At 64.1% G+C, this 965-nt stretch carries 1 protein-coding gene; it reads left to right on the top strand.

What is annotated here, in order from left to right; all coding sequences use genetic code 11:
• On the top strand, positions 1-965 hold a 965-nt coding region (locus tag XI09_RS08530), incomplete at both ends, for an IS30 family transposase (RefSeq protein ID WP_271566445.1).

Genomic DNA, 965 nt, shown 5'->3' with positions numbered 1-965 from the left:
TTGACGATCGATGCGAGATTGCCCGCCTTTCGGCCAATGGCAACTCGGTCGGGCAAATCGCGGCAGCTTTGGATCGCCCGCCATCAACGATCTCTCGGGAGCTGAGGCGGAACCGTGGCAGGCAGGTCGGCTACAAGCCAAGCTATGCTCAGCAGCAGACCCGGGCGCGGCGCTGGAAGGGCTCTCGCCTCGAGCGGGACGCCAGCTTGCGCCGCGAGGTCTTGGCAGGCTTGAGCCGCGGTTGGTCGCCCGAACAGGTCGCCGGCCGGCTTGCCCGTGAACGTGGCCGCAAGGTGATCTCCTACGAGAGCATCTACCGCTTCATCTACGCCCAGATCACACGCACGACGGACTTCACCTGGCGGCGCTATCTGCCTCGCGGCAAGAGCAAGCGAGGCCACCGCGGCAAACGAGGCGGGAGCCCCGCAAGCTTCATCGAAGGCCGTGTTTCGCTGGCAGAACGGCCTGCCGAGGTCGCCGATCGCAAAGTCCCGGGCCACTGGGAAGCCGACCTGATGATGTTCTCCAAATACCGGCAGGCCATCCTGGCCGTCCACGAGCGCACCTCGCGCCTGCTGCTCGCCGTTCCCATCGAACGCAAGCGCGCTGCCGGTATCGCTAGCCATCTCGTACGCCTGTTCAAAGCCGTACCGGAGGCACTGCGCCGTACCGTCACCTTCGACAACGGCACCGAGTTCGCCGCCCACCTTTCCTTGCAGAGCCTCTTGATGAAGACCTTCTTCTGCGACCCGCACGCGCCGTGGCAAAAGGGCGGCATCGAGAACGCCATCGGCCGCTTGCGCCGCTTCATCCCCCGAAAGACCGACCTCGAAAAGCTCCCAACCAAGCGCTTCCGCCAGTCCATTGCCGCCTACAACAACACCCCGCGCAAATGCCTTGACTTCAGAACCCCGGCAGAGGCCTTCTCCTCTCAACTGTTGCACTTCGAGTGTGAATCCACCTCC

It is taken from the genome of Bradyrhizobium sp. CCBAU 11386, from assembly GCF_028128955.1.
Classification (GTDB): Bacteria; Pseudomonadota; Alphaproteobacteria; order Rhizobiales; family Xanthobacteraceae; genus Bradyrhizobium.
Note: the sequence above shows the minus strand (reverse complement) of the source record. Positions and strands in the feature narration are given on the sequence as shown.